General features: G+C 44.8%; 20 protein-coding genes and 5 pseudogenes. 13 read left to right on the top strand and 12 right to left on the bottom strand.

Translation table 11 applies throughout. From position 1 onward, the window contains the following. Positions 1–4: 4 nt before the first annotated feature. From A8140_RS00920 to A8140_RS00905, 4 genes are read left to right on the top strand one after another with little or no spacing between them, the layout of a single operon-like run. Positions 5–577, top strand: coding sequence for a hypothetical protein (locus tag A8140_RS00920; protein WP_038863347.1), 573 nt, complete (start codon positions 5–7; stop codon positions 575–577). Then, a complete protein-coding gene (locus tag A8140_RS00915) occupies positions 544–1,512 on the top strand; it encodes a formyltransferase family protein (RefSeq protein ID WP_038863345.1) in 969 nt (322 codons plus the stop codon). Before A8140_RS00920 ends, A8140_RS00915 begins: the two co-directional genes overlap by 34 nt. Further along, positions 1,484–2,131: a dTMP kinase gene (locus A8140_RS00910; RefSeq protein ID WP_005537384.1), complete on the top strand. Its 648-nt coding sequence runs from the start codon at positions 1,484–1,486 to the stop codon at positions 2,129–2,131. Before A8140_RS00915 ends, A8140_RS00910 begins: the two co-directional genes overlap by 29 nt. Next, the gene (locus A8140_RS00905; protein ID WP_038863344.1) at positions 2,132–3,340 is read left to right on the top strand and encodes an MFS transporter; all 1,209 of its coding nucleotides are present in this window, start codon (positions 2,132–2,134) and stop codon (positions 3,338–3,340) included. Positions 3,341–3,447: 107 nt separating this feature from the next. Here A8140_RS00905 and A8140_RS00900 read toward each other — a convergent pair. The 5 genes and pseudogenes from A8140_RS00900 to ftnA all read right to left on the bottom strand — a co-directional run. Continuing rightward, positions 3,448–4,110 (bottom strand): annotated as a pseudogene (locus A8140_RS00900) (IS1 family transposase); the annotation flags it as partial. A 64-nt stretch (positions 4,111–4,174) separates the two neighbouring features. After that, positions 4,175–5,601 (bottom strand): annotated as a pseudogene (tnpC, locus tag A8140_RS00895) (IS66 family transposase). Between the two features lie 196 nt (positions 5,602–5,797). Then, positions 5,798–6,985 carry a BaiN/RdsA family NAD(P)/FAD-dependent oxidoreductase gene (locus A8140_RS00890; RefSeq protein WP_005533538.1) on the bottom strand — a complete coding sequence of 396 codons (1,188 nt, stop codon included), beginning with the start codon at positions 6,983–6,985 and terminating at the stop codon, positions 5,798–5,800. Between the two features lie 154 nt (positions 6,986–7,139). Next, positions 7,140–7,463 (bottom strand): universal stress protein UspB, encoded by a 324-nt coding sequence (gene uspB, locus A8140_RS00885; protein ID WP_005533536.1) that lies wholly within the window; start codon positions 7,461–7,463, stop codon positions 7,140–7,142. A gap of 90 nt (positions 7,464–7,553) precedes the next feature. Then, positions 7,554–8,081: a non-heme ferritin gene (ftnA, locus tag A8140_RS00880; protein ID WP_005533534.1), complete on the bottom strand. Its 528-nt coding sequence runs from the start codon at positions 8,079–8,081 to the stop codon at positions 7,554–7,556. 156 nt (positions 8,082–8,237) lie between these two features. On the opposite strand from ftnA, the gene uspA reads away from it, so the two are divergent. Further along, on the top strand, positions 8,238–8,663 hold the full coding sequence (uspA, locus tag A8140_RS00875; RefSeq protein WP_005430021.1) for a universal stress protein UspA: 426 nt from the start codon (positions 8,238–8,240) through the stop codon (positions 8,661–8,663). Between the two features lie 70 nt (positions 8,664–8,733). Continuing rightward, positions 8,734–9,612: a carboxylate/amino acid/amine transporter gene (locus A8140_RS00870; RefSeq protein ID WP_005434580.1), complete on the top strand. Its 879-nt coding sequence runs from the start codon at positions 8,734–8,736 to the stop codon at positions 9,610–9,612. Positions 9,613–9,678: 66 nt separating this feature from the next. Here the strand turns inward: A8140_RS00870 and A8140_RS00865 are convergent, their stop codons facing one another. The 3 genes from A8140_RS00865 to A8140_RS00855 form a co-directional block, all read right to left on the bottom strand. Further along, positions 9,679–10,278, bottom strand: coding sequence for a hypothetical protein (locus A8140_RS00865; RefSeq protein WP_005533531.1), 600 nt, complete (start codon positions 10,276–10,278; stop codon positions 9,679–9,681). 206 nt (positions 10,279–10,484) lie between these two features. After that, entirely contained in the window at positions 10,485–11,264 is a 780-nt protein-coding gene (locus A8140_RS00860) for a class I SAM-dependent methyltransferase (RefSeq protein ID WP_005533528.1), read from the bottom strand. Positions 11,265–11,328: 64 nt separating this feature from the next. Further along, the gene (locus tag A8140_RS00855; RefSeq protein ID WP_005533527.1) at positions 11,329–14,493 is read right to left on the bottom strand and encodes an EAL domain-containing protein; all 3,165 of its coding nucleotides are present in this window, start codon (positions 14,491–14,493) and stop codon (positions 11,329–11,331) included. 115 nt (positions 14,494–14,608) lie between these two features. On the opposite strand from A8140_RS00855, the gene asnC reads away from it, so the two are divergent. Beyond that, positions 14,609–15,073, top strand: a complete 465-nt coding sequence (gene asnC, locus A8140_RS00850) for a transcriptional regulator AsnC (protein ID WP_005430014.1) — start codon at positions 14,609–14,611, stop codon at positions 15,071–15,073. An 84-nt stretch (positions 15,074–15,157) separates the two neighbouring features. On the opposite strand, the gene prlC is transcribed toward asnC, so the two are convergent. Continuing rightward, a complete protein-coding gene (prlC, locus tag A8140_RS00845; RefSeq protein WP_005533524.1) occupies positions 15,158–17,200 on the bottom strand; it encodes an oligopeptidase A in 2,043 nt (680 codons plus the stop codon). Positions 17,201–17,624: 424 nt separating this feature from the next. On the opposite strand from prlC, the gene A8140_RS00835 reads away from it, so the two are divergent. The 3 genes and pseudogenes from A8140_RS00835 to gorA all read left to right on the top strand — a co-directional run bounded on the left by A8140_RS00835 (position 17,625) and on the right by gorA (position 20,463). Then, positions 17,625–18,464 carry a 23S rRNA (adenine(2030)-N(6))-methyltransferase RlmJ gene (locus tag A8140_RS00835; protein WP_005533522.1) on the top strand — a complete coding sequence of 280 codons (840 nt, stop codon included), beginning with the start codon at positions 17,625–17,627 and terminating at the stop codon, positions 18,462–18,464. Between the two features lie 189 nt (positions 18,465–18,653). Next, positions 18,654–18,866, top strand: a pseudogene (locus A8140_RS00830) (glutathione S-transferase family protein); the annotation flags it as partial. A 241-nt stretch (positions 18,867–19,107) separates the two neighbouring features. Further along, entirely contained in the window at positions 19,108–20,463 is a 1,356-nt protein-coding gene (gene gorA, locus A8140_RS00825) for a glutathione-disulfide reductase (RefSeq protein WP_005429991.1), read from the top strand. Positions 20,464–20,585: 122 nt separating this feature from the next. Here the strand turns inward: gorA and A8140_RS00820 are convergent, their stop codons facing one another. The 3 genes and pseudogenes from A8140_RS00820 to A8140_RS25490 all read right to left on the bottom strand — a co-directional run. Beyond that, on the bottom strand, positions 20,586–21,197 hold the full coding sequence (locus tag A8140_RS00820) for a bifunctional 4-hydroxy-2-oxoglutarate aldolase/2-dehydro-3-deoxy-phosphogluconate aldolase (protein ID WP_005533518.1): 612 nt from the start codon (positions 21,195–21,197) through the stop codon (positions 20,586–20,588). Positions 21,198–21,206: 9 nt separating this feature from the next. Beyond that, positions 21,207–21,848: pseudogene (locus A8140_RS00815) on the bottom strand (GntP family permease); the annotation flags it as partial. A gap of 362 nt (positions 21,849–22,210) precedes the next feature. After that, positions 22,211–22,477 (bottom strand): annotated as a pseudogene (locus A8140_RS25490) (transcriptional regulator); the annotation flags it as partial. A gap of 171 nt (positions 22,478–22,648) precedes the next feature. On the opposite strand from A8140_RS25490, the gene A8140_RS00805 reads away from it, so the two are divergent. From A8140_RS00805 to A8140_RS00795, 3 genes are read left to right on the top strand one after another with little or no spacing between them, the layout of a single operon-like run. Continuing rightward, positions 22,649–24,001 carry a serine/threonine-protein kinase gene (locus tag A8140_RS00805; protein WP_005533512.1) on the top strand — a complete coding sequence of 451 codons (1,353 nt, stop codon included), beginning with the start codon at positions 22,649–22,651 and terminating at the stop codon, positions 23,999–24,001. A gap of 31 nt (positions 24,002–24,032) precedes the next feature. Then, on the top strand, positions 24,033–25,508 hold the full coding sequence (locus tag A8140_RS00800; RefSeq protein WP_005533507.1) for a hypothetical protein: 1,476 nt from the start codon (positions 24,033–24,035) through the stop codon (positions 25,506–25,508). 2 nt (positions 25,509–25,510) lie between these two features. Beyond that, complete coding sequence (locus tag A8140_RS00795) at positions 25,511–26,083, top strand: sigma-70 family RNA polymerase sigma factor (RefSeq protein ID WP_005533505.1); 573 nt, start codon at positions 25,511–25,513, stop codon at positions 26,081–26,083. Position 26,084: the final 1 nt, after the last annotated feature.

Genomic DNA, 26,084 nt, shown 5'->3' with positions numbered 1-26,084 from the left:
AATAATGAAGTTATTTAAAGAAGATATATTTAAAGACATTACTTCTTCTTCACGAGAGGCTCTCAAGAGGGAGCTTCTTTCGATTTATAACCATTGTATAGAAGAAAGAATTTTTGTGTCTGGACGAAGTGAGTCTAATCCATTTCTTACTAAGATATGCCTATATTATGATAAATACGAAGATATTGAAATTAGAGTAAATATATATGGTGATAAATCATATTCATATCAGGAGAATCTCCATGATCACAAATGGTCATTTATATCTACTATACTTAGAGGAGATTTAACTCATACTATATATAAAAGAGACTTTAAATCAAATTTTATCTCCGATGTCAATCATCTTGTTTGTGGTGACACTTACAAACTGACTGCTGGTCAGATTCATACAGTTGTACCATCTAATGACTTAATTACAATATTAATTAGAGGTCCTAGAGTATTTGAAAGTTGGGCAATGTACGATCAACAAGGTTCGAAAATCAATTTCGAGTCTAAGTCCGACTCAAAGAGTATTATCCTGAGCGATAGAGAAGTAGAATGCTTAATAGAAAACTTGCCTCCAATATCATAGATTTATATAAATTCAGATTTGATGAATTAAAAATAAATCACGTATCTACATTAAAGAATGCTATTTTAAACGTATCAACAGTAGAAGAATGCATTAAGTTATTTAAATTGATAGATATTTTCACTTCTAACAACCCTACTTTATGCATGAAAGATGATTTATTTTCATTAGAGTCAAAACTATTCGAAATAGCAACTAAAAATAAGAGTAAGAATAGAGCTTATAGCTATGATTTGTCTAACTCAAATGAGAAGTCGCATTACACAGATATTCTCATTATTTCCCCATCTATAAGTGATAAGATTTTACGTTACGCAGACTGTCTAAAGGAAAAATTTGGCATATATTGTAATATAATATTATTTAACAATTTTACTTTAAATAAGCCTTATTCTTGTAAAAGTAAAGTTTGGTATCCTAGTGAAAAAAAAGAAAATGTTAGATTTGACAATGATATTGTTTTAATTGACATTGTTCAAACTGAAGATGAGCTTATTAAAGCATGCAAATATAAATTTTCTCGTAGCTTAGTTTTTACAATGGGGTGCGGTAAGTTCTCCAGAGACGTCATAGATATATTTAAAAACGGTATTATCAATATCCATAATGGATTCTTACCTTATTTTAGAGGCTTAGACTCTCCTGGGTGGTCATTCTTATTGTCTGAACCTTTTGGTGTTAGCGCTCATAAAATTAATTGTGAGTTTGACTTGGGGAGCTTAGTCTGTTCGCGTCAAGTTGAAACAGGACGTAAGATGGAATTCAGTAATGTAACTTCGTCTATTATGATAGATATTACCAAAGTAACTATCATAGAGAAAAAGACGCTTTTAACAAAAGAAATTAATGGTGGAAGCTATTACCCGCCACTTGGAGATTTAGCTATAGATTTTTTAGAGAGGAAGCATGAAGATATTTTCATTGGAAGGCATTGATGGTGCTGGAAAAACCACTTTGGTTACTAGACTATCTCAAGAACTATCCATTGCAACTACACAAAGAAAAGAGTTCCTATGTGAAAGTGAATTTATTAATAAGGTTGGTAGTAAGCTGAAAGACGTTTTATGGAATAGTGGAGATAGTCGAGACTTGCCAGATGAATTTTGGCTGTATTTGCAAGCTAGTTGGCATGTATTGCTTAGAAACAGTATATACAATAGATTCCGAGATGAAACTTCAGTTGTTGTTGATGGCTGGTATTATAAATTCCTATCAAAGCTCTTAGCAAATGGGTGGGAAAGTAAAGATATTGACCTTCAAGAGCTTTATTCTCTAGTACCACAACCAGACGTTACTATTTTGTTGTGTACTTCTCCACAAATCGCTTGGGGGCGAAAAATTTACAGACCGACTGAGCTAGGGTTACATTCCCCCCAGTTTTCTAAACGAAAATTAGGTCAAGATAGTTTCATGGAGTATCAATCTCGCTCACTCGATGCTCTCAAGTCTATGGCAAAAGCTAGAAATTGGTATGTTATAGAAAATGCAGATGACTATCACATCGATGAATTACTAAATATTGTAAGTACAATAATATCAAAGGAATTGGATTAGATGGAAAGTGTATCAAAATCTGAGAGCATATGGGTAAATAAGACGTTTTATTACGCTTTCTTTAGCACCGCATTCGTAGTTCTTGGCACGAAAATTTATGACATAGCTTTGCCTCTGTTAGTTTTTGATTTAACAGGCTCGTCTGAATTTATGGGATTGATCCGTGCTGTAGAGTTTTTACCTGGACTGCTATTTGCTGCTTTCATCGGTGTTTTAGTAGACAATAGAAATCCAAAATCTTGGTCTAACCTTATGCTGCTGGGGCAATTGGTAACCATTTTGTTATCTTATATATTTGTCCGATTTAGTAACGATGCTGTATATTATTTAATCCCGTGCGCATTTCTCATGAGCGCATTTAGCTACGGTTATAATATAGGCAGAGGGAGAATGATGAAGGTTGCTATATCAAGTAAACTTCAAAATAGAGCAACTTCTAGCTTCAGTTTTCTCTATAATTTTATGGATTCAATTGGCCCTATAATTTCCGGGGCAGTCTTATTTTACTCTTCTGCTTATGACATCTTCCCATTGGTTTCTTTATTATTTTTTATCGCTCTTATACAAAATAGAAAAATTAGAATTGAAGAAATTAAAACTAAAAAAAACAATGGTGTATTTTCTGACTTAAAAATAGGTTGGTGGGCTTTCAAAAAAGATAAATGTATGGTTGATATTACATTGGCAGTGATGTTTATTAATGTTACTGGAGCTATTTTTTGGATTCAGTCTATATACTTTGGAAAATCAACTCTTGGTTTTGATGCTTTGGAGGTAAGTTATCTTTTTGCTGGCGCAGGAATTGGAGGAATCATTGGTTCATTTAGTGCCGAAATAGTAAGAAAGAGAATTGGTTTAGGCCGACTTTTGATTATGTCAATTTTTCTAGAATCATTTGGTTTTATACTCCCCGTTTTATATCCTAGCGCTCTATCATTAGCATTATCCTTCTTTTGGGTGTCTGCAGTAGGGTTATATAGCAACATTTGTATATGGACTTATCGCCAGGAAAAGTTTGAGCATGACGTGATAGGTAAAGTGTCCGGTATTACTGGTTCTTTGTTTAAATTACTTATGCCTATTGGTTTGGGGTTGTCAGGTTTTTTTGTTGCTGATTTTGGAATCTCCACTGTTTTTGTTTCGTGCTTTTCGGTTCAAGTTTTAGTTTCTATTCTTCTAGTTTTTAGTCAAGTGAAACATATTAAATAGAATAATGCATTATTTAGGAAATTGAGATAGAAAATGTAACTTTTTTACCCTTTTAACTCTTGAGTAAATGGTCGAGAAAGTTTGGGTCATGACTCCAATCAGTTGATTCAAAGATAGAACTCCCGCTCAATGAATGTTCCTATCACGTTGTCGTGCATCCCTAATTTGGAAAAACCGATAGTTCTGCGTACTAAACGTTTTAATCTGGAGCGTAAAGTCAGATTGGTTCGCTCAATTCGCTGAGTGAACCTTTTACTGACAAAATGCTTTTCCCTCGATAGTTCTTTTGCATAAACGCTGAAGTCATCTGTAAAAGAGAAGCTGATATCGAACGGTTTGAGCAAAGCGAGTAACGAACGCAGTGCATCAGTATTACGCTTACCAAATGCGTGAGCAATGATACGTTTATAGCGGGGCTCCCATGCATACCAAAGCCAACGTCGATTTTTCTTATTACCTACGAACGACCATTGCTCATCAACTTCAAACTTCACAGATGAGAGAGATATTTTCTTTATCGAAAGGCATCGAAGTCACTTGCCTTGGCGAGAGTTTTTTAAAGTGCGTAGCACGGTGTTATAGCCCACCTTTAATACTCGACTTGTTTCTCTAACACCAGAGCTATTCATCGCCATATCAATGATTTTTTCTTTGATATTGGGCTTATATGCTTCGTATGCGTAATCAAGCTGAAAGGAGCGCTTGCACTCAATACAACGAAAACGCTGAAAACCTGTAACACCTTTGCCGTGTTTACGAACATGTTCAGTTTGGTTGCAAAATCGTAACCGTTCACCAAGGTAGCTTGACTTGTCATCATTGAAGGGAGCAAGACTACAGATTAAAAACGTTTGGGTACGGTTTCTTCTCAACGACAGATGTGATGATGTCTGCCAACACTGACATGGCTGATAGTCTACGCTTTTTGCAGGTTTCGATGAGCGTATGGATCCAACTTCGGAATTTATCGCCAGCATCTGAGGTTGTCCCAAAGCTGATTTTTCTTTGGATAACAAAGCCTCGAATGCATCTCTCTGCTTCATTATTCGTTAACGGAATAGAGGTTTGTTTGAGGAAAACCCACAAGCTCTCTCTATGTTTGATTAGTAGCTGACACCGTCCCCGATATCGTTGAACCATGGTATCGGTACCTTTACTCAACCAATGATCGAATGATTTTTGCAAGCGCCGCATCCGCCGTAAGCACAGTGAATAATCTAATTCACTTTGTTCATAACGATGTCGGGTATGGAAGAGAGCATTGGTCAGTAGGCAGAGGCGTCTTCCTATGTAAGCCGTGTGTCCACCGCCACTATAATCGGCCATTTGTTGAAGATTGCGCTTAACATGCGCCCAACACAATTGGTGGCGATCTGCTGCTATCCAGTTATAGCTTGGGCATTGGTCGCTGACTACAATCCCTGCGTAGTTTTCATCGATAACTTTTTTGGCTGACGAGGTTGAGCGAGAATATAGTATCTGCTCATAGACAAGGTCATCACTAGCGACTAACCAACACCAACGGAGACTTTGCTCGTCATTTCGATGATGTGAGGTTTCATCAGCATGAATCAGCGGTGCCTTCTTTAAGGCTTGCTTTATCGCTTGATGCAGCGGGGTTAAGGCCGAGGCGACTTTCGTTTGGGCTTCACTAATCGCACCGACAGAAAACGTTGTACCAAGCTGCTCTTTGAGTAGTGATTGTATTTTTCGAACGCTTAAGTGGTATTGCCCAGCTAGCACACCGATGTAACTTTATAAGTTCGGCCCAATAATGCCTTGCGATGCATTCTCAGGCTTTTGTGCTTTCACGGTTTCTTTACAGCGACGACATTGGCCGGAGAACAAGCGGTATTCAGTGATATAGACGGTGGGCTTAGGTATATCAAATACTTGATGGCGGTAGTAAGGGCCACCTTGAACATCAATATCAGACCGAGCACAGCAAGGGCAAGTTTCAGGAAAACAGTCGATAACGACATCGGTGTCTTTTAACGGTTAGAGTTTTCTTTGATGCCCTGTGTGGCCTTCCTTAGCTCCTCTCGAATTGCGACCACCAGAGCTTTCATCTTTTTTCGCTCATAACGCTCTTTCGGGCTATCCGATGAGGGAGACTTTGATGAATTTTTAGAACTGATACTGAGCTTGTCTTCATAATGTCGAAGTTGCTCCCACAGTTCATCAATAAGGACTTTAGCCTCGTTCAAGTTGGAGACCTCAGGCGGTGCTTCTTGGTATTTAGGTGTTTTCTTTCTGGTCATGGAGCCATGATGAAGTGCCAAAATGAGCACTCAACAGCTAAAGTTGGATCAAGTGCGCGAAATCACATTTCTTGTGTCAATAGGGCTTGGTGAACACTTACTATTATAGCCTAGTGTACAAACTTTATTATTCCAAAATGGACTTTTGTACAAACTTTATCGACAGTGTGCAATCTTTATTGTTCTAAAACAACAATTAAACATTCTGACCAGCAACCCACCCAGATGACCATGCCCACTGAAAATTGTAACCACCCAACCAGCCAGTAACATCCATACATTCACCAACGAAATATAGGCCTTTTATTGATTTACATTCCATTGTTTTAGACGAAAGCTCATTGGTATCAACCCCCCCCAAAGTGGCCTCAGCTGTTCGATACCCCTCAGTGCCGTTGGGTTTTATCTTCCAGTTATGAAGATTTAAAGCAATATCTTCAATTTGCTTCTTGTTAAACTGACGAAGAGGTTTATTTTCAAAAACATTTAGTTCAATAAAGTATTCAACTAATCGTTTGGGTAGCAGTTTTGATAGTGCCGTTTTTAGTTCCTGAATGGGGTTCTTAGCAATTGCCTTTTCTAAAAACGCCAATGCATTCGTTTCCGGTAACCAATCTACAGTAACAGAATCACCAGGGTTCCAATACGAAGATATTTGTAGTACAGATGGACCAGATATACCTCTATGAGTGAACAATAGAGCCTCAAGAAACTCTTTGTTATTACAACTTATACGTACTGGTAAAGCTGTACCGGTTAGCTCCGTAAGCCCTTTCTCACGCCCATCTAATGTAAACGGTACTAATGCTGCTTGAGGCGGTACAACAGCCAAACCAAACTGCTCCGCAATTTTCCAGCCAAATGGCGTAGCTCCAAGGCGTGGCATTGATAGCCCACCGGTGGCAATAACTAGCGATTCACATTTGAATGTACCTTGAGTAGTTTTGACTTCAAAAGCATTATTATTGATACGTTCAATCGAGATAATTTCAGATTGGTACTTATACTGTACATTCCCAGTTTCTTCACATTCACTGGTAAGCAAGTTAACAATATCTTTTGCACTATCATCACAAAATAGTTGCCCATGCTCTCGCTCATGAAACAATATGTTGTACTTAGCAATTAGAGCAAGGAAATCCCAATTAGTGTATTGCGATAATGCTGATTTACAAAAGTGTGGATTCTGTGAGAGATAGTTATTTGCAGTCACATCATAGTTAGTGAAATTGCAACGACCACCCCCTGAGATAAGGATTTTACGTCCTGGCTTTTTTGCATGATCCAGCACGAGCACACTGCGTCCGCGTTTGCCTGCTTCTGCTGCACACATCAAACCTGCCGCACCTGCGCCGATTACAACAACATCAAATTTCTTACTCATTGGTAACGCTCAATTACTTATTTAGATTGGTTTGTCCAAAATCCAAAAATAAAAAAGGATGTGCGTAATGCACATCCTTGCTTTCTGCGGGCGCTATTCTAACTACAAAAGTCGAGAGGGAAAAGCGCTTAAATTCCAATCACTGCTCGGTGGCCTATAAAATGAAGGCAGCCAGTAGCGTTAAACCTAGTAAAGCGGTCGATAAAATGAATAACCCACGCACCCTTTCACACTTGCCAGTAAAGATTTCATCGTGGTGATGGTGATATTCTTTACTCTTGATGTAATGGTACAACCGCACCTGTTTGGTGACGTTACCATGGGTGGTGAAGAATCCATTGCCATCCACTTGCTGATAAAGCAAAGGATGCGCTTCACGCATGATGTGAATTAGAGAACGAAGAGCGGTAAGATAACGGACCATGTTGAGCCCAGTTACCACCATTAGCGCAAATAAGATTGTGTCTCCACTGATCATCTTTTCCTCCCTACATCTTCAGTGATGCTTAAGAGATAAAGACGATCAATGCTTCGCCCTTAACCCGCTACTTAGCGCGTTGAGAACGCGTTATGCAGCTGGAGCATCCATAATTGAAGATGAACCTTCTTTCGCCATTTGTGCTAGATCTTTATCGATGAAGAACAATGCCTTACCATCTTCACCTACCAATTCGATCTTATCTAAAATGCCTTTAAACAACTTCTCTTCTTCGTGCTGTTCAGCCACGTACCACTGTAGGAAGTTAAACGTAGAGTAGTCTTGGCTTGTAAATGCACCATGTGCCAATTTATTGATTTTTTCCGTGATCATTTGCTCATGTTCGTAGGTTTCACGGAAAACATCGCCTAGGCTCGCAAAATCATGCTTCGGTGCTTCAATTGCACCTAGGATTGGCATTGAGCCAGTTTCGCTCACGTAAGTGAAAAGACGTTGCATGTGCTCCATTTCTTCTACGGCGTGAGCGCGTAAAAATTCAGCCGCACCTTCAAAACCTTTGTCTTCACACCAAGCACTCATTTGTAAGTATAGATTGGATGAGAAAAATTCTAGGTTAATTTGCTCATTCAATTGTTGAACCATAGTTTGAGACAGCATGTTAACTCCTATTTATGTGCATACGTTTTGCGCCACTATAACATGATTACTGAGGCAAGACTTTGTACCTACGATATTGATATGAGATCACTTCAGCAAAATTTTCTGACACTTAGTGCTAATCTGACACTATGACCTTATCAAGGAGATAGCAATATGAGTTACAAACACATACTTGTGGCAGTCGACCTCTCAGACGACAGTAAAGTGTTGATTAAGAAAGCCGTATCGCTGGCTAAACCTCTGGATGCGAAAGTCTCTTTCATTCATATCGATGTGAATTACGCCGAGCTTTACACCGGGCTTATCGACATCAACATGGCAGAGGCGCAGCACCAAGCGATGGAAGCGTCTCGTACACAATTAGCGAACTTTGAAGAATATGCAGAGTACCCAATCACGCATACGTTAGTCGGTAGCGGTGATTTGAGTAACGAGCTGTGCGATACCATTCAGGACTACAACATTGATTTGGTGGTTTGTGGTCATCACCAAGATTTCTGGAGCAAGATTCTTTCTTCGACGCGTCAGCTTATTAACTGCTCACCTGTCGACATGCTGGTCGTACCGCTAAAAGACTGATTTGCGTTGGCTCGACCTTAAAACTTGGTTAGACTGCGGGCACATTTGTTGTTGATAAAGATTCTCATCCATGGCTTATCTATCCGCAGTTACCCTACTTTGGGCATTCTCATTTAGCCTGATCGGCGTTTACCTTGCCGGTCAGGTAGATTCTTGGTTTTCAGTTTTCATGCGCGTTGCGCTGGCAAGCTTGGTCTTCATTCCTTTCTTAAAATTCCGTGGCGTAAGCAAATCGCTGATCGCGAAATTGATGATCGTGGGCGGCTTCCAACTCGGCTTAATGTATTGCTTCTACTACCAGTCTTTCCTACTCCTTTCTGTACCAGAAGTACTGCTGTTCACCGTATTTACCCCTATTTACGTCACCTTGATTTATGACTTCTTGAAAGGTCGATTCTCGCCTTGGTATTTGGTTACGGCGGCAATTGCGGTACTGGGCGCGGCGTGGATTAAGTTTGCGGGCATCAATGAGAACTTCTTGATGGGCTTTTTGGTCGTGCAAGGGGCGAACCTGTGTTTTGCCATCGGTCAGGTCGGCTACAAGTACATTATGGAAACCGAATCGGTTGAGCTGCCACAGCACACAGTATTTGGTTACTTCTACTTAGGTGCACTGTGTGTGGCAACCGTTGCTTTTGCTCTGATGGGGAACCTAGATAAGATGCCAACCACAGCAACGCAATGGGGCATTCTGACTTACCTTGGTTTGATCGCATCGGGTTTTGGTTATTTCGCGTGGAACAAAGGCGCAACCATGGTGAATGCTGGTGCACTTGCGGTAATGAACAACGCACTCGTCCCTGCTGGTTTGATTGTGAATATCGTGATTTGGAACCGCGATGTCGATGTGACGCGACTTGCCATTGGTGGTGCAATCATCATGCTATCGCTGTGGATCAACGAAACTTGGGTGAAAAAACGCGTAGAGATGAGTTACGCCAACAAGTAGCCAGATTCAGTCCCGAAAAATAAAAAACGCTCTCCAACTGGAGAGCGTTTTTTTGATGTGATTCGATTAATGCACTTTGGCTTGCGAGCTTGTGCTCATCAACGTGTTTGGTGGCGTTGGCAGTAACACCTCTAGTTTGGCATTTCGCGCTTCAAGCTTGCGTTGGCGTTTTAGCAATTTTTGCTGCTTTTTGGCTAACTTAAGCAACTTTTTCTGCTGTTTATAATGTTTCTTAACCGCTTTTTTCGCCTTCTTCAGCGCTTTCTTATCTGATAAATCAAACATTGCTGGCGCCTCTAGCTTAGTTGTTGAGGTTACGGCTGCGACTTTTGCTGCCAATTTTTTCTCTTTCACTCGTTCCACTACACGCTTCACGATCGCGGCTTTCTCTGCGCTTTGTTCTGGCGCCATAATAATTGGCGAATCTTGAGTCAAGGACGAGGTTGGCAGCGCTTCCACCAACAAACCACAAGCCTGTTGCTCGGACAGCGGCTTGTCTTGGCATTTTTGAGGAGGAATCGCAGCAGGCTTACACAAGGTATCTTTCGAGGCAGAAGAACGGGCACACGAACGACAGACAAACTTAGGCGCCACCACTAGACGGTGAATATCACCCAGACTTTCAGCAATCTGTTTGCGGCTCATCTTACATAATCGTTTCGCCATGCTACTACTCCAGCTTCCCAATTCTCGACAGTCTTACTCTACGACATCACACAAGTGTAATAATAATAATTCTTAGTTAGATATACAGTCAGTGTGCCGAATTAGCAAGAGAAAAGTATCAATAAGCGGAGTAAACGCCAGATACAAACACAGCGCCAAATCAGGCGCTGTGAGGAGAAGCTTTTGTCGTCAGGCGTTTAGGCGAGTTACGCCATTGGTGCCTTCACATACACATCGAAACGGTTCTTTTTGGTTTCGATTGCCATGCTTGGCTTTTGCTCATCAAGCCAGTCTGCGTAATCTGGGCGCTTGACCACTACACGCTTACTCGCCAATGCCATTGCTGGAGCCAGCAAACCATCTGCATCAAGATCTGCACCAACCAAAGATTGGAAGACACGCATCTCTTTCTTCACTAATGCCGATTTCTTTTTGTTTTCAGGGTGCGGGTACATTGGATCGAGGTAAACCACATCGGGCTGGATAAAGTCTTTATCTTGCGCCAATTGCTCCAGTGCATCATGGCTAGAAGCGTGAATCAAAGACAGGCGCTCTGATACCCAAGTCCCGATTTCTGGATCGTGTTTCGCACGTGCCAAGCCGTCATCCAACAATGCAGCGACCACCGAATGACGCTCTACCATTTGCACTTTACAGCCTAGCGACGCCAATACGAACGCATCCCGCCCTAAACCCGCTGTGCCATCCAGTACGGTTGGAGTTGCGCCTTTGTTCAAACCCGCGGCTTTCGCAATCGCCTGACCTTTACCGCCGCCGAACTTGCGACGATGCCCGACTGCACCACCAATCAAATCAACAAAGATCGCACCCAGTTTTGGCTCGTCCACTTTACGCAGCTCTAAGCGCTCAGTCGTTAGGACTAGGGCAAAGTCACTGTCGTCAGTGTGAGAGAGCTGCCAACGCGCAGCGAGTTCATCAAGGTGAGACTGTTGAGAAGGGTCTTCACAAATCAATTGCAGTTGCAAAAGGAGGCTCCAGTAAAAATCGGTTTAACTGGCGCTGAGTGTATACCCAACCCACCTCTAATTGCTAGGCTGGGGATAAGTTAGATGACTTTCTACTCTTCGGCTCAAGTTGTTGGAGTTCGTTGACTAGCTCAGCCAGAGGCTTAGGATGACCGATGCCATAACCTTGGCCATAGTCGACGCCAAGATCGACCAAACACGCTCTAACTTGGTCATTCTCAACAAACTCTGCCACCGTGACTTTACCCATTTGCTTGGCTAAATCGTTAATTGACCGCACCATCACGCGATCCATCTCGTTTACGTTGACATCTCGCACGAAAAGGCCATCAATTTTCACGATATCGACAGGAAGTTTCTTTAAGTAGCCAAAAGACGATAAACCGGAGCCAAAATCGTCCAACGCAATCAAGCATCCCAGCGCTTTAACACGAGTGAAGAAGTCGAGCGCTTGATCGATGTTGCTCATCGCTGCCGTTTCAGTGATTTCTAAACAGATTTTTTCACAAGGAATCGAAGACGACTGCAAACGTGCTAGAAGGAAGTCGATAAACTCTTGGTTACCCATTGATTGACCAGACAAGTTAATCGCACAGCGACCGAGCTGCTCCACGACTTCTGGACGCGCTTCAAACCACTCTAAAGTTTGGCTAATCACTTGTTTATCAATCCAGTGAGCAATGTTGTAACGCTCAGCGGCAGGGACAAAGACGCCGGGGGATAAGTAATTGCCTTGAGCATCGCGAATACGCACTAAAATCTCAAAGCACAACGGTGAACCTTCCCCACTCAAATTCAAAATACGCTGAGCAAACAGTTCAAGACGCTTACTTGATAGCGCCTCATGCACCAGATTAACGCTTTGCATCTCCAGCTGGCGATGTCGCAACTCTTCGTTGTCCAAGCTAAACAAGTTATAGCGGTTACGCCCCTGCTCTTTAGCCGCATGGCAAGCCGAGTCCGCCTGAGCATGGACCATTTGTGGCGTTTCTGCCGTATGGTCGATGATGCGAACGCCCACCGAGCAGCTCATAAACAGTTGCGTGTCTTCCCAACGGAAAATCTGCTCACCCAACGTAGTGATGATCTGCTTAGCAATGTTAATCGCGCCGTGCTCATCGCAGTCTTTCAATAACACCGCAAATTCATCACCGCCCATGCGCGCCAATACCGCATTGTACGGCAAGACTTCCTCTAACATGCTGGCACAGAACTGGATCGCGGCATCACCCGCATCGTGGCCCACGGTGTCGTTGAGTACTTTGAGTTGATCAAGATCGAGGTACAACATCGCATGCACTCGACGGTGGCTTTCTACTTCTCTCAGCGCCGTTTGCAGCTCTAGCTCGAAGTAGTTGCGATTGTAGGTATCGGTCAGTAAGTCGTAGCGCGCTTGATATTCGAGCTGCTTGGCGAGCTTCTTTGTCTCAGTGATGTCTTCCCCAACGATCAACAATTGGTCGGAATCTCGTAATGGGCGAATGTTTTCACGTACCCATACGCTATGACCATCGGCGTGACGATATTCGATTTCTCGACGCCAAACCCCGTTCATCACCTGCTGTGGCTGCAACAAGACTTGGCGCGGGTAGAGTGCTTTTTCATCACAATAGAATGAACATAAGTATTGCCCTAGCATATCCAACGGTTGATAGCCTAAAAGCTGCTGCGCAAAACGATTCACCTCTTGCACGCGGTTATTGCTATCGAGCGTCACCATCATCACAGGCTGCTGCTCATAGTAATTACGCAGACTTGATTCGCGATGATAGAGCTTGTCTTCCATCGCTTTACGGCTGGTGATATCGCGAGCTTCAAATAGATATTGCTCTTGGTTCGCCACTTGTTGTGAAAACGGTTTGAGAGACACTTCCAGCACCATGGCACCGTGTTCCTTGCTCCAGATTTCAGCCTCAAAAGTGGCCACTTGGCGATGACTAGAGTGAAAATAGCTGGCGAGTAATTGGCGCGCTTCCTCACTCCAGTTTTTGTGATGCCAAAGTGGACGATCGACACGTATTTCCTGACGATTAAATAAAGATTGCAGACGATCGTTACCTGATTTGAGCAAACCGTGTTGGTCGAGAATACCCATGTACTGCATACTCTGATCAAAAACCGACTCTAAAATCGCTTGGCTTTCACGGGCGATGCTCTCGCTGCGACGAATTCGCTGTAAATAGTAGCTGAGCAGCAAAATAATGATGGTCATCGCCACCAAAACACTGCCAAACAGTTTAATTTCTCGTGCGTACCGCTCAGTAAAGTCTGCCGGCTTATTGAAGAACACCGATGAAGCTTCTTGCTCTGCTCCTAAGCCCCAACGCACCACCGATTGATAATCGAGTTTGATGTCCGACTCTGCACTCACCACCGCAGGCAAAGGCTGCGCTGGGTTATCGAGGACTTGCGTCAGCAACTTCGCCGCCTCAAAACCTTGGCGGTAACCGCTTTGAATAACGCCACCAACCGCGCCATGCCCTAGTCCAACATCATGCACCATAAATACAGGAGCATTGGAGGCTTGGTTGATATCACGCCAATCCTTATCGGTCGCGATATTGCCATGGATATCTCGATAGTAAGTCCAGAACAACACCACGTTATCGATGTTCATTTTCGACACTTTTTGCTTTAGAGTTTCAACACTGTCAGGAACGAAGTGGCGAACTTTGTCGCGATATATGGGGTTATTATCGAGAAAATTCTCGATCTGGGCACGAAGTGCCGATCCCGTTACCGAATGGTCACTGACGACAAGAATCTGTTTGTGCTTGGGGTGTAATCGTTCGATAAGAGCAAGATTAGCAAGCAGGTCGACATCTTCAATCACGCCTGTGGCTTTCAATCCCCGATGCAAAGAGGGATCGTAATTGTTGATGCCACTGAAAATGACAGGAGTATTTTCTAGCACGTCCGACAGACGCTGCATTAAAGAAAGTGCGTTGTTATCACTGACGACGATCGCGTCGAAATGCTCTTCACTCAGTTTGGTACGATAAAGGGATTCCAGCTGATTGAAGAATTGCTGGCTCTGACTGCGCTTAGAATCAAGATACAGAATACGGATATCAAGCGGGTGCCCCTCAAGTTGTTGGGCGAAACCACGTTGAATAGAGTCGGTCCAAAAAAAACCTTGATGGTAAGAGTGAACAACGAGGACTTTTTGTTCTTGCGCCGTAGCGACAGCACTGAAAATAAGCGCTATGAAAAACAGAAAAAGTGGCACATCAACTCCATGACTTCAGAGCTACCTCGCGGTTATCCCTGCGTAAACCTTGTGAATCCTGTCCGCTGTGGGTATAAAATGAACTCCAAACCTCATACCCAACGGAAATAATTGTATGAATGCGAGCCTGCCTAAACTCGACGACCTCGATCGCGCTATTCTCAAAACTCTGATGGCGGATGCGCGTAAGCCTTACGCGGAAATGGCAAAACAATTTAATGTAAGCCCAGCGACCATCCACGTTCGTATCGAGAAAATGAAAGCGGCAGACATCATCGAAGGTACTGAGGTAATCGTCAATACTAAAAAGCTAGGATATGACGTATGTTGCTTTATTGGCATCAACTTGAATGCCGCGCGTGACTATCATTCAGCGCTAGAAAAGCTCAATGCCCTCGATGAAGTGGTGGAAGCTTACTACACCACGGGCGCGTACAACATATTCGTCAAATTGATGTGCAAATCGATTGAAGAACTGCAATTTGTCTTGATTGATAAGCTTCAAGCGATCGATGAAGTGCAGTCCACTGAAACGCTAATTTCACTGCAAAACCCGATCAATCGCAGCGTAAATCCATAATGCCCTGAATCAAATACTAAAAGTTGAATCTAAGAACAAAAAATGGGCAGCCACTTGGCTGCCCATTTTCATTCTCAATCGAGATTACGCTGCGATACCAGAATGGCGCAGTAGCGCATCGATTTCTGGCTCACGACCACGGAAGCGCTTAAACAGCTCCATTGGTTCTTCACTGCCACCCATTTCTAGGATGTTGTTCAAGAAACTCAGACCGGTTTCTTTGTTGAAGATGCCTTCTTCTTCAAAGCGAGAGAACGCATCAGAAGACAACACCTCTGCCCATAGGTAGCTGTAGTAACCTGCGCTATAACCACCAGCGAAGATGTGACCAAAGCTGTGTGAGAAACGCGCCCACTCAACCGCTGGTACAACTGCCACTTTCTCTTTCACTTCTGCCAAGGTTTCAAGTACACGAGCACCCACTTCTGGGTCATATTCTGTGTGCAGAGTGAAATCGAACAAGCCGAACTCTAGCTGACGTAGAATGCCCATCGCCGACTGGAAGTTCTTCGCTGCTAGCATTTTGTCTAGCATCGCTTTTGGTAGCGGCTCACCAGTCTCGTAGTGACCAGAAATAAACGCCAGCGCGTCTTCTTCCCAGCACCAATTTTCTAGGAACTGACTTGGTAGCTCAACCGCATCCCAAGGCACACCGTTGATGCCCGATACCGCGCCTGTTTCTACTTGCGTCAACATGTGGTGGATACCATGACCAAACTCGTGGAACAGAGTCACGACTTCATCGTGCGTAAACAGTGCAGGCTTGTCGCCCACAGGACGGTTGAAGTTACACGTTAGGTAAGCAACTGGTGTTTGTAGCTCGCCTGATAGCGTTACGCGACGACCACGGCAATCGTCCATCCACGCACCGCCACGTTTGTGTTCACGTGCGTATAGATCTAGGTAGAAGCTGCCGCGCAGTGTGCCTTCGCCATCGAAGATATCAAAGAAACGCACTGATTCGTGCCAAGTATCCACGCCTTCACGCTCTGTCACTGTCATACCAAACACGCGGTTTAGTACTTCAAACAGACCACTTACTGCTTTTGATTCAGGGAAGTAAGGACGAAGTTCTTCATCCGAAATTTGGAATAAGTGCTGCTTTTGCTTCTCGCTGTAGTACGCAATGTCCCAGACATTTAGCTCGCTAACACCAAATTCTGCGTTAGCAAACTGGCGTAGCTCTTCGATTTCGCGCTCACCTTGTGGTTTCGCTTTGGTTGCCAAATCGTTCAAGAAGCCAAGAACTTGCGCTGGATTCTCTGCCATTTTAGTTGCCAGAGATTTCTCACTGTAAGTGTTGAAACCCAACATGCGAGAGATTTCATGACGCAGTTTTAGCTGCTCAGTGATGATTTCTGAGTTGTCCCATTTGCCTGCATTTGGACCACGGTCAGAAGCACGCGTTACGTACGCTTCGTACACTTCTTTACGTAGGTCTTGGTTATCACAGTACGTCATCACCGGTAGGTAAGACGGGATATCTAGCGTGATTAGGTAGCCATCCAGCTCTTTTGCTTCTGCTGCCGCTTTTGCTGCTGCAAGTGCAGATTCTGGCATACCCGCTAGGTCTTTTTCGTCGGCAACGTGCTTCGTCCAACCCATGGTTGCATCCAGCACATTGTTAGAGAATTTTGAGCTCAGCTCAGACATGCGCTTGCTGATTTCGCCGTAGCGATGTTGCTCATCTGATGGTAGACCGATGCCCGAAAGCTCGAAGTCGCGTAGTGAATCCGAAATGGTCTTTTGCTGTGCACGCGTCAGCGTCGCGTACTCTTCGCTTGCTTTGATCGCTTTGTACGCTTCGTAAAGACCTTTGTGCTGGCCAACCCAAGTACCGTACTCAGACAGGATTGGTAGGCAGCTTTCGTAAGCTTCGCGAAGTTCTTCGCTGTTTAGTACTGAGTTCATGTGACCCACTGGTGACCAAATGCGGCTCAAGCGGTCATCCGCTTCTTCAATAGGCGCGATCACACTGGTCCAGCTTGGGTTTGCGTTGTCTTTTAGTACCTCGTCAATCTTGACACGACAATCCGCAATCGCCTGCTCCACTGCAGGTTTAATGTGTTCTGGTTTGATTTGCGAAAACGGAGGAAGATCCGTAAACGTAAGAAGTGGATTAGACATGAATAATTCCTTTTGTGTTTTGGCTCTGTATTTGCCTATTCGCATTTGCAAAGAATCTATTGGTATTTGCAAAACAGTAGGCGAACTCAATGCACAGGCAAGCCGACAACATGGATGGGGGGATTTCCGTTCCCTTTCTCGATGCAGCAATGACCGAATGGGTCAAAGAGCGCTTACTCTGTCCTTGAGTCTTGTTCTGCCTAAGTTCGGTTTGGCACTCTATTGGAGCGGCGCAATCCCACTTAGGTTCAATTTGTTTACTCATACTAAGTATGGGTGACTTAAAGAAATTTCAATAGCGAATCCCTATCAGTGATACTGATTTGAATCGAAGTTCTACTTCTTTAAGTTACTTGAGTATAATACCGCCATATCGCGAAAATCACAGACCACACTCAGTCAAAGAGTGTTTCGAGAGTTTAATTTGTTAAGTTACCGCCACAGCTTCCACGCTGGCAACCATGCTGACGTGGTAAAACACATCGTTCAAAGCCTCATTCTTGATGCACTAAAGCAGAAAGATAAGCCGTTTGTTTATCACGATACCCACTCGGGTGTGGGACGCTACGATCTGACTCACGAATGGTCTGAGAAAACGGGCGAATACAAACAAGGCATCGCGCGCATTTGGGACAACCCAAACATTCCTGAAGACATCGCAAGCTACATCGATTCAATCAAAACGTTGAACAACGGTGAGAAGCTGCGTTACTACCCAGGCTCACCGCGCGTTGCACGTGCGCAAATCCGCCCGCAAGACCGTATGGTTCTGACTGAGCTGCACCCAGCCGATCACCCGCTACTAGAGCAAGAGTTCCACCGCGATCGCCAAGTGAGCATCTACAAAGAAGATGGCTTCAAGCGTCTGAAAGGCAGCCTGCCACCGCAAGAACGTCGTGGTTTGGTGCTGATTGACCCACCATACGAGCTAGCGAAAGAATACCGCGACGTCGTGCAAGCGATTTTCCAAAGCCACAAGCGTTGGGCAACTGGCATCTACGCGATTTGGTACCCAGTGGTAAACCGCTGTGATATCGAAGATATGATTGAAGGCTTGGAAGGACTGGGCATTCGCAAAATCCTGCAAATCGAATTGGGCGTCTCTCCAGACACCAACGAGCGTGGCATGACGGCATCAGGCATGATCGTGATTAACCCACCGTGGAAACTGGAAAGCCAGATGAAAGAAATTCTGCCATTCCTGCAAGAAGCGATCGCGCCAGCAACAGGTCACTGGAAAGTCGACTGGATCGTTCCAGAATAAAAAACACCGAATTTCAGAATATTAAAGCGTAACGATGACCTCGTTGCGCTTTTTTTATTTATTTTTTCAAAAATTATCGACTGCGCTTCGTCTTTTCTTTTTTGCCTGCGTCTTAGGGATGTAAACAAGCTAAACCATAGAGAGAAATGACCATGCTTAAAGTTATCAGTTTTAAAATTTGCCCATTTGTTCAACGCGCACTCTGGTTACGACTTCTTCTGTGGTCTACCAAAAATGCAGGCATGGCAAAAACACATCCTAGAATCAGGATTAGCAGAGAAGACGGTATCGGAAGACTTCGTGCAGCTGTTTAGCGATTTCTACCTAACCAACACTTACCTAGCGGATGGTAAAGACGTGCAAGCCCAGTCAGGCTGTGGCACATCAAGCTGCTGCGGTTAATGATTTCCCCCTACCCTGAGCATGAAAAACACTAAGCGGAATAGCGCCTTATTCCGCTTTGCTACCCTTTCATCGCTATTTGTCATAAGCAATGTCACTTTTTCCCATTTAGGAAATTGCTAGACTCGATTTATGATAGGGACATGGAATTAACAACAATTCCGTTGGGCTGTTGAGTTCATCACCCACCACCCCAATGTAGTTGTTGTCAGACAAAATTAATAAGCTCTTGGAGAAAGTAATGGCGACTCATTTTGATTATATCTGTATCGGCGGCGGCAGCGGCGGTATCGCATCAGCAAACCGTGCGGCAATGTACGGTGCTAAAGTAGCGCTTATCGAAGCTCAAGACCTTGGCGGTACCTGTGTAAACGTTGGTTGTGTGCCTAAGAAAGTGATGTGGCACGGTGCGCAAGTTGCAGAAGCAATGAACCTGTACGCAGAAGACTACGGCTTCGATGTAGATGTAAAAGGTTTCGACTGGAGCAAACTGGTTGAGAGTCGTCAGGCTTACATTGGTCGTATCCACCAATCTTACGACCGCGTTCTTGGCAACAACAAAGTAAACGTTATCAAAGGCTTTGCTAAGTTTGTTGACGAGAAAACGGTTGAAGTAAACGGTGAACACTACACAGCAGATCACATCCTGATCGCAGTAGGTGGTCGTCCAACGATTCCAAACATCCCAGGCGCAGAATACGGCATCGATTCAAACGGCTTCTTCGAGCTTGCTGAGCAACCAAAACGCGTTGCAGTGATCGGTGCAGGTTACATCGCGGTAGAAATCGCTGGCGTACTGCATGCACTTGGCACAGAAACACACCTATTCGTTCGTAAAGAATCACCACTACGTAGCTTCGATCCAATGATCATCGAAACGCTAGTAGAAGTGATGGACGCAGAAGGTCCAACTCTGCACACCCACTCTGTTCCAAAAGAAGTGGTAAAAGAAGCAGACGGAAGCCTAACTCTGCACCTAGAAAACGGTGAGAGCCAAAACGTTGATACCCTAATCTGGGCAATCGGTCGTCACCCAGCAACTGACGCTATCAACCTAGCATCAACTGGCGTTGCAACGAACGATCGTGGCTACATCAAGGTAGACGAGTACCAAGAAACGAACGTGAAAGGTATCTACTGTGTAGGTGACATCATGGAAGGCGGTATCGAGCTAACACCAGTGGCTGTTAAAGCGGGTCGTCAACTTTCTGAGCGTCTGTTCAACAACAAACCAAACGCGAAGATGGACTACGATTTGGTACCAACTGTGGTATTTAGCCACCCACCAATCGGCACTATCGGTCTAACGACTCAAGAAGCAGAGGAGAAGTACGGCAAAGACAACATCAAAGTCTACACCTCTGGCTTCACTGCGATGTACACAGCGGTTACTAAGCACCGTCAACCATGTAAGATGAAGCTAGTGTGTGCTGGCGAAGAAGAAACGGTTGTTGGTCTACACGGCATCGGCTTTACCGTTGATGAAATGATTCAAGGCTTCGGTGTAGCAATGAAGATGGGCGCAACCAAAGCAGACTTCGACTCTGTTGTGGCTATCCACCCAACAGGCTCAGAAGAGTTCGTGACGATGCGTTAATCACGCGTGAATCGCTTTGCTGATTTAAGCAGATAAACAAAAAGGGTCATCAATTACTTGATGACCCTTTTTCTATTCACGTTTTAAAACGTTCGGGGGTATTTCGGAGCCGTTTGCGCGTTTTACTTAACTGCGCGAACCAATTCAGCAATACCTTCCCAATCGCCGTTGTCCATCATTGCGGTTGGCACTATCCAAGTACCACCACAAGCGACAACTGATTTCAGCGCTAGGTAATCTTCCACGTTAGATGGGCTTACACCACCTGTTGGCATGAATTCCACTGGGTAAACCGCCGTTAGTGCTTTAAGCATGTTTACGCCGCCAGATGGCTCAGCAGGGAAGAACTTCAGGGTACGTAGACCCATTTCCATCGCTTGCTCAACCAAGCTTGGGTTGTTCACACCCGGTACGATTGTCACGTTGCGTTGCTGACAGTATTTCACTGTCGTTGGGTTGAAGCCAGGGCTCACGATAAAGTCCACACCGGCTTCAATCGCGATGTCCACTTGCTCTGTTGTCAGTACTGTACCAGCACCGATCAGCAGCTCTGGGTACGCTTCACGCATGATGCGGATCGACTCAGCCGCCGCTTCAGTACGGAATGTTACTTCCGCACATGGTAAACCGTTTTCTACCAACACTTTTGCCAGTGGCAGAGCGTGTGCTACATCGTTGATTGCGATAACTGGGACGATTTTGATTTCTCTTAATCGTTGTTCAAGTGTTGTCATGGGGAACCTCTAAAGAATAAAGCTTAATGTTGCTACGATAATAAACGCGATACCACCAAGTAAAGTTTCCATTACCGTCCAGGTTTTTAGCGTTGTTTTCTCATCCATCTCTAGTAGACGAGATACTAGCCAGAAACCAGAGTCGTTGAAGTGAGAAAGCACTGTTGCACCACCTGCAATCGCGATAACGATAAAGCATAGGTCTAGCTCGCTCAAACCAGTTGATGCTGCCACTACTGGCGCGATAAGTGCTGCAGTTGTCGTTAGTGCCATGGTTGCTGAGCCTTGAGCAACACGCAGACTGGTAGAGATAACAAACGCTGCTACGATCACTGGCATACCTGTGTCAGTTAATACGTCTGCTAGTGCATCACCGATACCACTTGCGCGCAATACGCCACCAAACATGCCGCCCGCACCGGTTACGAGGATAACGCAACAGATCGGAGCCAATGAGTCGCCACACAGCTTCTCAAGTTTTGTCATGCCGTAGTCTTTCGCGAATACCGCAAGAGATACTAGCAGAGTAATCAGAAGTGCTACCGGTGTTTTACCTAGCATACGTAGGAACTCAACCAGAGCTGTTTTGCCATCAATCACACCTGCAACCGCTAGCGTGTTCAGTTCTGTGTCTAAACAGATTAGCAGTACTTGCGCACCGCCAGTTACTCCCAAAATCTTACCGATCACATTTCACCAAGGCTAACCAGCAATACGACAGAAGCCAAACATCAGACTTGGGGACGTAGTTTTTTAGCGTGATTCGTCAAAGCGTTTCGAGCGCAGAAGAAGGCGCCAGCTGTATTGTTGGGAGAAAGCCCTCGTCATTCCTACGAGCCTAAGCGAGATGAGGAATCTAATATGAGAGTGCTATGAAGCGAGAGGAAAGCACTCTACTACGCACTCTTTGTTGGAAGCTCTAAAGCTTTTTATGCTGTCCTCATCACCATAACTACAGCAATCACGACAAAAATACCAAACCAGCCAATTGGCTTAAGTTTTTATTTGAACTGCAAAGCACCTTCAATCGCAGTAATACTCCATCTCTTGTGCTTAAAGCCTTTAGAGCGAGTCAGCGCCATATCTATCGGCAGCTCTGGCAGTTCCATGGTTTCGACCACAAGCACACCTGCGTTCTTAATCTTCTGCAAAGAGCGTTGAGTATGGTGACTTTCGATCAAGATTAAGCCGTCAACTTGATAAAAAAGCAGCGACGCGAATTTACGTTCTTCCTCCAGTTCGTTATAACTAAAATGCGCATGTAACGCGAGATGGTCATTTTTGTCACGCCAACTTTTTCTGCTAAAAAATTTATAAAATCATAACCTTAACGCTCAAATAGCCATCAAATTGCAATGCTAACATTGTGATTTAGAGCTTAATAAATAAATGACATTAATATTGAGTTTCTTATAAAATACCGTACCTAAAACAATAAGATACGAAGCACAGTGCCGTTAATCTCCAGCGAAACCCAGATTTACTATCACCTGCTTGATCTGGACGACTCTCAGAAGCAGCAATACCTCGACGAATTGCAGCAGAGTCAACCTGAGCTGTATCTCCAAGTCGCCCCTCTTTTAGCCAGCGAAAGTGAAGAAGAACAACTGACACAGTTGCTCGGCTTCGGTGCTAGCTTGGCGACCACAAAAGAGGTCGATCTCACGGGGGAAGTGATCAGCAAGTACCGTCTTACCCACGAGTTAGGTCGTGGAGGCATGGGGGTGGTATATGCGGCATTGCGCGCTGACGAGACGTTTGAACAAGATCTGGCGATCAAGTTCATCCAAGCCAATCTCAGTAATGTTTTGGGCAAACGCGCGCTGTTTGATGAAGCCCAGCTCCTGGCTCGTTTGAACCACCCTTACATTGCCAAAGTGTTTGATGGCGGCTTGCACGGCGGCTCGGTTTATATCGTGATGGAGCGCGTTTTTGGTCAGACTCTAGACTCCTATTTGTTGCTCACGCCAATGAAAGAGAACGACAAATTGTTGCTGTTCAAGCAGATTTGTTTGGCAATGGAACACGCCCACCAGCATCAAGTTCTACATGCGGACCTCAAACCAGAAAACATCCTGATTGATCGCAATAAACGACCAAAACTGCTCGATTTCAACCTGACACAAAAGGTGCAATCAAGCAGTGATGATGCGTCTCCAGCATTGATCGCCTTCAGTGAGAAATACGCCAGCCCAGAACAACAAGCCGGAGCATTTTTGACTGAGCAAAGTGATGTGTATTCACTGGGTAAGATTCTGGCGCTGATGTTTCCTGATCAGCCAATGTGGTCAGATATTTATTGGGTGGTGAGACGCGCGACGCGGACCAAAGCGAAACAGCGCTACCTCAATGTTCGCGCGCTGCGCCAAGATATTGAATGCATTTTGGAGCGACGCCCAATTGAGCAAAAGAAGCACTGGCCGCTGTACAGCACGCTTCGTTTAGTACAACGCCGACCGCTGCCATCGGTGTTGTCCGCAATCTTAGTGTTATCTGGCTTGCTGTTTGGTAATACGCTGATTCAAAAGAACATACAACTGAAGCAAGAGAAGAAGATTGCAGAAGACATCATGTACGAAGTCACGCGCCTTGTCTTTCATGCCAAGGGGCAAAACGTCGAGCAAATGTCCGTCAGTGCCATGATGGAGCTGACACGCAGGCGAATTCTGTCTAACCCAGATATTCCCAAACACATAAAACAAAAAATGTTGTTGGCGATGATGACGCCGGTGCCAGAGAAGCACCTCACTAAATCAATAAGTTGTCAGCCAAATTGTGCTCCAAAGGACCGCACTCAACAGTAAGGCTAAACAAGAAAAAGGCTTAAAAACATAGATGTACACACGTTCCGTTGCGATCTGGCTGTCTGCTTTAGCGATAGCGCCAGCATGGGCGAGCTCAACTTCTGCGACTCCCTCGTTAGAAGCAACAACGCCTACCATAAAGCAAGGTTTCTTCATCGATTCACCGGTGACTGGTCTGTATTACAAAACCAGCTCCAACCTCTTTGGCCACACCGATAAAGGCGCGTTTCAGTATCGCCCTGGCGATGTCATCAGCTTCTTCCTCGGCAATGACGACAAAGGCTACCTACTCACTACGATGTCGAGCCAAAAAGTGCTCACGCCAACCATGGCGACCACCAAGCCAAGTCGCAGCATCAACATGACCCGCTTATTGCTCTCTCTCGATAGCACCCCAGAAAACCGCCAAGAGATAGTACTGGCCAATAAAGTACTCTCCGACCCCACTTTCCAAGCGCAGCTCAAGCGCCTCGACCTCAACTTTCTAGATGACGCTAAACAACAACTCAATTTGGATTGGGTTTCGGTACAAGAAGCGGTCGAACACCTTAATGAAAGCCAACGCTACATCGAGAAAAACTTTGCCTCAGATGAAATCATTTTTGAGCCTCGTGATGTGCGCTTTAAGAATATCATCATCAAGAAGAAGGATTGGCAAGGTCGCGCCTGTGCATTCGATGTCCGTTATCAGCACCATCCCCGCTATCGCCCACCAATCGGTGAGGTCAACTTCACCATCACTGAAGAAAACCTGATCCAGCACCCAAGCGTGGGGGACTACTTCCAAGGCTGTTTCTTAGCACTTAATCAAAGCGTCACCGAAGACATTATCGAACCAATTGAAAAGTTCTCAGATTGGGAAAGCTTTTTCGGCTGCGCGGATACAGGTTGCACCCGCAATGATCTAAATGGCTTCTCGCTGGAAGATTATGATGATGAAGGCGACTGGAAATATCGCTCGGTCGCACTCAACTTCGATCCAAATACCCAACTGTTGATGGAAAAAGTGCAAGGTTTGGGGCCAAATGAACACGTTAAACACCACAACCGCACTGAAATGCTGTGGTTTACCTACCCTGATTCGGTTGATAACCAAATTGCCTACCAAGGCGTGTGGCAGCAAACTCAATACCTACAAGACTCGATGAAACAATCGTGTCTTCTAATGCGCCATAACCAAGTATTGCGTTTACCTGTCGATGCCGTTACCTGCCCTACAGATATCAGCCTATACACCCAAGACGTCACTAACGAATACTTAGATATGTGGTGGGTTAACAACGAGCAGGAAAACGCCGAATTAGCACAGATGAACGTGATGGTTCGCTGGTCACCCGCCCCTTCAGAAATCAACTACACCACGTGGGAATACCTGCCAGCAGGTAAAACGTGGGAGCAAGGCATTTTGTATCGTTACCAGCAAGACATCAGTCGTAATCGCGATGGCTCTGATCGTATCGAAACCCATTCTATCTCTGAGTTTGTAAAAGTAAGTGAGGACGTATAGCCATGGCTTCTAAATCTACCCTGACGCAAATTATCCAGCAGTGGCAAGCCGGCGATAAAAAAGCGGAAAGTGAGTTGTACCAATTCGCTTACCTACAATTGCGTAAGATTGCTCAGCAAGAACGTGAACGCAACGCAGAGAAATACGGCACCGACAACAAGGTACTGGCCGATAGCGTAAACAGCACCACGGCGCTCATTCATGATGCTTATTTGAAAATGTCTAACTGCGACATGAGTGAGATTGAAACCAAGCGCGACTTCTTCTTAATGGCAGCCAAAGTGATGCGCCAAATCTTGATCGACAACGCACGCGCCCATCAAGCGCAGAAGCGCCAACACATCACCTTGATGAAGGAGGAAGAAGATCGCTTCGAGCAACTCATCATCATGGATAAAGCGCTCGACAACTTCAGTGTGCGTTATCCGCGCCAGTCTAACGCTTTGAAGCTCAAGTACCTGATGGGTATGAAAAACCAAGAGATCTGTGAACTGCTGGAATGCAGCGCCAGTTTGATTGAAAAAGACTTAAAGTTTTCACGCAGTTGGCTGCACTCAAGAATGGCGCACGCGTAAC

The organism is Vibrio campbellii CAIM 519 = NBRC 15631 = ATCC 25920 (genome assembly GCF_002163755.1).
Lineage (GTDB): Bacteria > Pseudomonadota > Gammaproteobacteria > Enterobacterales > Vibrionaceae > Vibrio > Vibrio campbellii.
The sequence above is the reverse complement of the archived record's forward strand: the minus strand, read 5'-3'. Positions and strand labels throughout refer to the sequence as shown.

Bases quoted from the DNA above. Each gene is read 5' to 3' on its own strand.
- A8140_RS00915 (WP_038863345.1), top strand. From the start codon at position 544: ATGCTTAATAGAAAACTTGCCTCCAATATCATAGATTTATATAAATTC.
- A8140_RS00910 (WP_005537384.1), top strand. From the start codon at position 1,484: ATGAAGATATTTTCATTGGAAGGCATTGATGGTGCTGGAAAAACCACT.
- A8140_RS00795 (WP_005533505.1), top strand. From the start codon at position 25,511: ATGGCTTCTAAATCTACCCTGACGCAAATTATCCAGCAGTGGCAAGCC.
- A8140_RS00920 (WP_038863347.1), top strand. From the start codon at position 5: ATGAAGTTATTTAAAGAAGATATATTTAAAGACATTACTTCTTCTTCA.
- ftnA (WP_005533534.1), bottom strand. From the start codon at position 8,081: ATGCTGTCTCAAACTATGGTTCAACAATTGAATGAGCAAATTAACCTA.
- A8140_RS00870 (WP_005434580.1), top strand. From the start codon at position 8,734: ATGGCTTATCTATCCGCAGTTACCCTACTTTGGGCATTCTCATTTAGC.
- A8140_RS00890 (WP_005533538.1), bottom strand. From the start codon at position 6,985: ATGAGTAAGAAATTTGATGTTGTTGTAATCGGCGCAGGTGCGGCAGGT.
- prlC (WP_005533524.1), bottom strand. From the start codon at position 17,200: ATGTCTAATCCACTTCTTACGTTTACGGATCTTCCTCCGTTTTCGCAA.
- A8140_RS00800 (WP_005533507.1), top strand. From the start codon at position 24,033: ATGTACACACGTTCCGTTGCGATCTGGCTGTCTGCTTTAGCGATAGCG.
- A8140_RS00905 (WP_038863344.1), top strand. From the start codon at position 2,132: ATGGAAAGTGTATCAAAATCTGAGAGCATATGGGTAAATAAGACGTTT.
- uspB (WP_005533536.1), bottom strand. From the start codon at position 7,463: ATGATCAGTGGAGACACAATCTTATTTGCGCTAATGGTGGTAACTGGG.
- A8140_RS00820 (WP_005533518.1), bottom strand. From the start codon at position 21,197: ATGACAACACTTGAACAACGATTAAGAGAAATCAAAATCGTCCCAGTT.
- uspA (WP_005430021.1), top strand. From the start codon at position 8,238: ATGAGTTACAAACACATACTTGTGGCAGTCGACCTCTCAGACGACAGT.
- asnC (WP_005430014.1), top strand. From the start codon at position 14,609: ATGAATGCGAGCCTGCCTAAACTCGACGACCTCGATCGCGCTATTCTC.
- A8140_RS00865 (WP_005533531.1), bottom strand. From the start codon at position 10,278: ATGGCGAAACGATTATGTAAGATGAGCCGCAAACAGATTGCTGAAAGT.
- gorA (WP_005429991.1), top strand. From the start codon at position 19,108: ATGGCGACTCATTTTGATTATATCTGTATCGGCGGCGGCAGCGGCGGT.